The sequence below is a fragment of the Streptomyces sp. NPDC127092 genome (genome assembly GCF_042722475.1).
Classification (GTDB): Bacteria; Actinomycetota; Actinomycetes; order Streptomycetales; family Streptomycetaceae; genus Streptomyces.
Window position 1 is genome coordinate 425,157 of the sequence record NZ_JBHXFE010000001.1, and the last position, 6,415, is coordinate 431,571.

The 6,415-nt window shown below is 74.4% G+C and carries 1 protein-coding gene; it reads left to right on the forward strand.

The annotated features are described in order from the left end of the window. Positions 1-89 precede the first annotated feature (89 nt). Positions 90-6,415 (forward strand): SDR family NAD(P)-dependent oxidoreductase (locus ACFWJO_RS01755; protein ID WP_386862830.1); only part of this gene is annotated, 6,326 nt, incomplete at its 3' end.

Genomic DNA, 6,415 nt, shown 5'->3' on the forward strand with positions numbered 1-6,415 from the left:
CCCGGTCCGCTGCGGCGGACCCCTCACTCCGCTCGTCCTGTTCGCCGCGCGCGGCTCGATCGGGCACGTCGTACGCACCGTCGCGTGACGTGCCCGGCCCGCGCGGCACGCACGCACGGCTCCACAACGCCTACGGGGGCATCAAGACCATGACAACTCCGGACAACGAGAAACTCGTCGCCTATCTCAAGCGCCTCACCGTCGACCTCCACCAGTCCCGTCAGCGGGTCCGCGAACTGGAGGCCGGAGCGGCCGCCCACGCCGACTCCCCGTCCGACTCCGACCCCCACGCCGACGACCCGATCGTGATCGTCGGCATGGGCTGCCGCTTCCCGGGCGGGGTCGACTCGCCCGAGGCGCTGTGGCAGGTCGTCGCCGAGCAGCGCGACGTGATCTCCGGGCTGCCGACCGACCGGGGCTGGGACCTCGACGGCCTCTACCACCCCGACCCGGACCACCCCGGCACGTCCTACGTGCGCGACGGCGGTTTCGTGACGGGCGCCCCCGAGTTCGACCCCGAGTTCTTCGGCATCTCGCCGCGCGAGGCGCTGGCGATGGACCCGCAGCAGCGACTGCTGCTTGAGGTGTCCTGGGAGGCTCTGGAGCGGGCCGGCATCACGCCCGGTTCGCTCCACGGGTCGTCGACGGGCGTGTTCCTCGGCGCGATCGCCCAGGAGTACGGTCCGCGCCTCGGCGAGTCGGGCACGAGCGCCACCGGCTTCGCCCTCACCGGTACGACGTCGAGCGTCGCGTCGGGCCGCGTGGCCTACACGCTCGGCCTCCAGGGCCCGGCCCTGACGGTGGACACCGCGTGCTCCTCGTCCCTGGTCGCCCTGCACCTGGCGGTCCGGGCGCTGCGCTCCGGCGAGTGCTCGCTGGCCCTCGCCGGCGGCGTGACCGTCATGTCGACGCCGGGCATCTTCGTGGAGTTCTCGCAGCAGCGCGGGCTCGCGGCGGACGGCCGCTGCAAGTCGTTCTCCGCCGACGCGGACGGTACGGCGTGGGCCGAGGGCGTCGGAGTGCTCGTCGTCGAGCGACTGTCGGACGCACGGCGCCACGGACACCAGGTCCTGGCCGTCGTGGCCGGCTCGGCCGTGAACCAGGACGGCGCGTCCAACGGCCTGACGGCGCCCAGCGGCCCCGCCCAGGAGCGGGTGATCCGGGCGGCCGTGGAGGACGCCGGGGTCTCCTTCGCCGGGGTCGACGCCGTCGAGGCGCACGGCACCGGAACGGTGCTCGGCGACCCGATCGAGGCGCAGGCCCTCCTCGCCACGTACGGCAGCGACCGTGACGGCGCAGAGCCGCTGCTGCTCGGCTCGCTCAAGTCCAACCTGGGCCACGCCCAGGCAGCCGCCGGTGTCGGCGGTGTCATCAAGATGGTCATGGCGCTGCGCAAGGGCGAGCTGCCCGCCACGCTCAACGTCACCAAGCCCAGCGAGCTCATCGACTGGGAGACGGGCGGCGTCGAGCTGCTGACCGAGCCCCGTCCGTGGCCCGCCCAGGACGACAAGGTCCGCAGGGCCGGTGTCTCCTCCTTCGGCATCAGCGGCACCAACGCCCACGTCATCCTCGCCGAGGCCCCCGGCGACGCGGACCCCGTCGACGAGACGGCCGAGGCCCCGCTCGACGGCTCTTCCCTGCCGTGGGCCCTGTCGGCTCGTTCGGCGGACGCTCTCGCCGAGGCCGCGGGTCAGCTCGCGGCGTACGTACGGGCACGGCCCGAGCTGAGCCCGGCCGACGTCGCCCACTCCCTCGCCACCGGACGGTCGGCCTTCGAGTCCCGCGCAGTGGTGTCCGGCTCGGACGGGCGGGAAGGTCTGCTCGCGGGTCTGGACGCGCTGGCGTCCGGCGAGACCGAGGGCGTCAACGGGGTGTCCTCGTCCCGTGCCGTGTTCGTGTTCCCGGGTCAGGGTTCGCAGTGGATCGGCATGGCGACCGAACTGCTGGACTCCTCCCCCGAGTTCGCCCGCGTCATCGCCGAGTGCGAGACCGCACTCGCGCCGTTCGTGGACTGGTCCCTGACCGCGGTCCTGCGCGGTGACGAAAACGCACCGGGCCTGGACCGGGTCGACGTCGTCCAGCCCGCCTCCTGGGCCATGATGGTCGGCCTCGCCGCCCTCTGGCGCGCCAACGGCGTCAACCCCATGGCCGTCGTCGGCCACTCCCAGGGCGAGATCGCCGCCGCCGTCGTCGCCGGCGGACTCACCCTCGAAGACGGCGCCCGCGTCGTCGCCCTGCGCTCCAAAGCCCTGCGCGTCCTGTCCGGCGGCGGAGGCATGGCCTGGCTCGGCATCCCCGAAAACCAGGCCGAAGACCTCCTCACCACCTACTCCGGCCAGATCTCCGTCGCGGCGGTGAACGGCCCCTCCTCCACCGTCGTGGCCGGCACACCCGACGCCCTCGACGCCCTCCTCGCCCACTGCGAAACCCACGACATCTGGGCCCGCCGCATCCCCGTCGACTACGCCTCCCACTCCGCACACGTCGACGAGATCCGCGACACCCTGGCGGAGGAACTCAAGGACGTCAGCCCGCAGTCCGGGCGCATCGCCTTCCACTCCACCGTCACCGCAGGCGCGATCGACACCCGCGAACTCGACGGCTCCTACTGGTTCCGCAACCTCCGCAGCCGCGTCCGGCTCGCCGAGGTCATCGAACAACTCGCCGCACCCGACGTCGTGTTCATCGAAGTCAGCGCCCACCCCGTCCTCGTCAACGGCATCACCGAGACCCTCGAAGCACTCGGCCAGAGCGCCGCCGCCGTCGGCACCCTGCACCGCAACACCGGCGGCCTCCACCGCTTCGCGGAATCCGCCGCCCAGGCCTGGACCCACGGCGTCGCCATCGACTGGCCCACCCTCCTCCGGCCCTACGGCGCCCGCACCGTCGAGCTGCCGTCCTACCCCTTCCAGCGCCGGCGCTACTGGCTCGAGACCGAACCCGCCTCGACCGACGCCCGCGGGCTCGGTCTGGCCTCGGCCGGGCACCCGCTGCTCGGTGCGGTGGTCGAGCTCGTCGAGGAGGACCGGCTGGTGTACACGGGGCGGCTCGCCCTGGACACGCAGCCGTGGCTCGCCGACCACGCGGTGCACGGCACCGTGCTGCTGCCGGGCACCGCGTTCCTCGAACTCGCGATGGCGGTGGGCGCCCGGATGGGCTGGCGACGGCTCGCCGAACTCACCCTCCAGGCACCGCTGGTGCTTCCGCCCGGCGAGGCCGTACAGCTCCGTGTGACCGTCGAGCCGCCGGCCGCGAACGGACAGCGGGAGCTGGCCGTGCACTCCCGGTCGCAGGACGCGGACCCGGGTGCCCCCTGGACGCGGCACGCCGCGGCGGTGCTCGACCTCGACGACGACGCCGCGGACTTCGACCTCGTCGAGTGGCCGCCCCCCGGCGCCCAGGAGATCGACGTCGAGACGCGTTACGACGCGCTCGCGGAAGCGGGCTACGACTACGGCCCGGCGTTCCAGGGCCTGCGGGCCGCCTGGCGCTCCGGTCGCGACGTGTTCGCCGAGGTGAGCCTGCCCGCGGAACTCGACGCCGCCTCCTTCGGGCTGCACCCGGCGGTCCTCGACGCGGCCCTGCACGCCGTCGGTCTGCTCCGCGAGGACAGCCGTACCGTCCTGCCCTTCTCCTGGTCCGGCGTCACCCGTCACACCGAGGGCGCGGACGCGCTGCGGGTGTGGCTCGGTGGGCGGGGCGAGGACGGCGTGACCCTGCGCGTCACCGACAGCTCGGGCAAGCCCGTGCTGTCCGCGGAGTCCGTCACCATGCGGCCGTTCACCGCCGACCTGGCCGCTCCCGGCGGCGCCGACTCGCTGTTCCGGCTGGACTGGCAGGCGGTGCCGGCCGGCCCGGTCGGCGTCGACGCGTGCCTGGTCACGGACCTGGCCGAGGTGCCGGACCCGGTGCCGCAGGTGGTCGCCGTCCGATGTCCGGTCGACGGGCGATGTCCCGTCGACGAACGATGTCCGGACGCGCCGCAGGACCCTGCCCGCACGAGTGCCGGCCTCGCCGACGCCGCACACCGGGCGGCGGGCTGGGCACTCGGCCTGGTCCAGGACTGGCTGGCCGACCCCCGCTTCACCGGCTCCCGCCTCCTGGTCCTGACCGAAGGCGCCGCGGGCCCCGAGGTCACCGACCCCGCCCAGGCCACCGTGTGGGGCCTGATCAGGACCGCCCAGTCCGAGCACCCCGACCGTTTCGCCCTGCTGGACTCGGACGAGGAGCTCCGGGCCGACACCGTGCCGGGCGCCGTGCTCACCGAGCCCCAGCTCGCCCTCCGGGCGGGCGAAACCCTCGCCCCGCGGCTGGTCCGGCACACCAGCACCGTCGCCGGTCCCGACAGCGGCCGGATCGACCCCGACGGCACCGTCCTCATCACCGGCGGAACCGGCGTGCTCGGCGCGTCGGTCGCCCGTCACCTGGTCACCGAGCACGGCGCCCGCCGCCTGCTGCTGGTCAGCCGTCGCGGCGCCGACGCGCCGGGCGCCGAGGAACTCTCGGCCGAGCTCACCGAGCTGGGCGCCGAGGTCACGCTGGCCGCCTGCGACACCGCCGACCGCGACGCACTCGCACGGCTCCTGTCGGGCGTCCGGCTCACGGCAATCGTGCACACCGCGGGCCTCCTGGACGACGGCGTGATCGGGTCCCTCACCGCGGAGCGGCTCACCGCCGTGCTGCGGCCCAAGGTGGACGCGGCCGCTCACCTCGACGAGCTGACCGCGGACCAGGACCTCGCCGCCTTCGTCCTGTTCTCCTCGGTGGCGGGCGTGCTCGGCAACCCGGGCCAGGCCAACTACGCCGCCGGCAACGTCTTCCTCGACGCGCTCGCCGCCCGCCGCCGGTCCACCGGCCGCCAGGCGACCTCGCTCGCCTGGGGCCTGTGGGCCGAACGCACCGGCCTCACCGGGCACCTGGACGACGACACGCTCTCGACCCGCGGCATCGCCCCGCTCTCCACCGAGGAGGGCCTCGCACTGCTCGACCGGGCGCTCGCCGACGACCACGCGCTGCTCGTCCCGGCCCGACTCGACCCGGCGGGAATGCGCGCCGACGCGCTCGCCGGCACCATGTCCCCCGTACTGCGCTCGCTGGTGCGGGTCCCGCAGCGACGGGCCGGCGAGTCCGGTCTGCGGCGCAGGCTCGGCCGGATGTCCGAGGAGGAGGGGCGCCGCCTGCTGCTCGACCTCGTACGCACCCAGCTCGCCGCCGTCCTCGGCCGCGACTCGGCGGACGGGATCGACCAGGACCAGCCGTTCAAGAACCTCGGCGTGGACTCGCTCCTCGCGGTGCAGCTGCGCAACCGCCTCAACTCCGCCACCGGTCTGCGGCTCCCGGCCACCCTCGTCTTCGACCACCCGACGACGGCCGCCGTCGTCGACTTCACGCTCGCGCTCGCACGGGAACGCGCCGAGAGTGCCGCCCCGCAGCCCGCCGCCGTCGCGGTCGCGCCGCGCACGGACGAGGACGACCCGATCGTGATCGTCGGCATGGGCTGCCGCTTCCCGGGCGGGGTGGACTCGCCCGAGGCGCTGTGGCGGGTCGTCGCCGAGCAGCGGGACGTGATCTCCGGCTTCCCGACGGACCGCGGCTGGGACCTCGACGGTCTCTACCACCCGGACCCGGACCACCCGGGCACGTCCTACGTGCGGCACGGTGGCTTCCTCCACGAGGCCGCCGCGTTCGATCCCGCCTTCTTCGGCATCTCGCCGCGCGAGGCGCTGGCGATGGACCCGCAGCAGCGACTGCTGCTCGAAGTGTCCTGGGAGGCCCTGGAGCGGGCCGGCATCGCGCCCGGTTCGCTCCACGGCAGCGACACCGGCGTCTTCACCGGCGTGATGTACCACGACTACGGCGGCGGCCGGCTGCCGGAGGAGGCCGAGGGCCACTTCCTGACCGGCACCGCCGGCAGCGTCGCGTCGGGCCGCGTGGCCTACACGCTCGGGCTCCAGGGCCCGGCGCTGTCCGTGGACACCGCGTGCTCCTCGTCGCTCGTCTCCCTCCACCTGGCGGTCCGGGCGCTGCGCTCCGGCGAGTGCTCGCTGGCCCTGGCCGGCGGCGCCGCCGTGATGTCCACTCCCCACACCTTCATCGAGTTCTCGCGTCAGCGCGGGCTCGCCGAGGACGGCCGCTGCAAGTCCTTCTCGGCGGACGCGGACGGCACCGCGTGGGCCGAGGGTGTCGGCGTGCTCGTCGTGGAGCGGCTGTCGGACGCACGCCGTCGCGGACACCAGGTCCTGGCCGTCGTGGCCGGCTCGGCCGTGAACCAGGACGGTGCGTCCAACGGGCTGACGGCGCCCAGCGGCCCCGCCCAGGAGCGCGTCATCCGCGCCGCCGTCGAAGACGCCGGCCTGACCTTCTCGGCCGTCGACGCCGTCGAAGCCCACGGCACCGGAACGGTCCTCGGCGACCC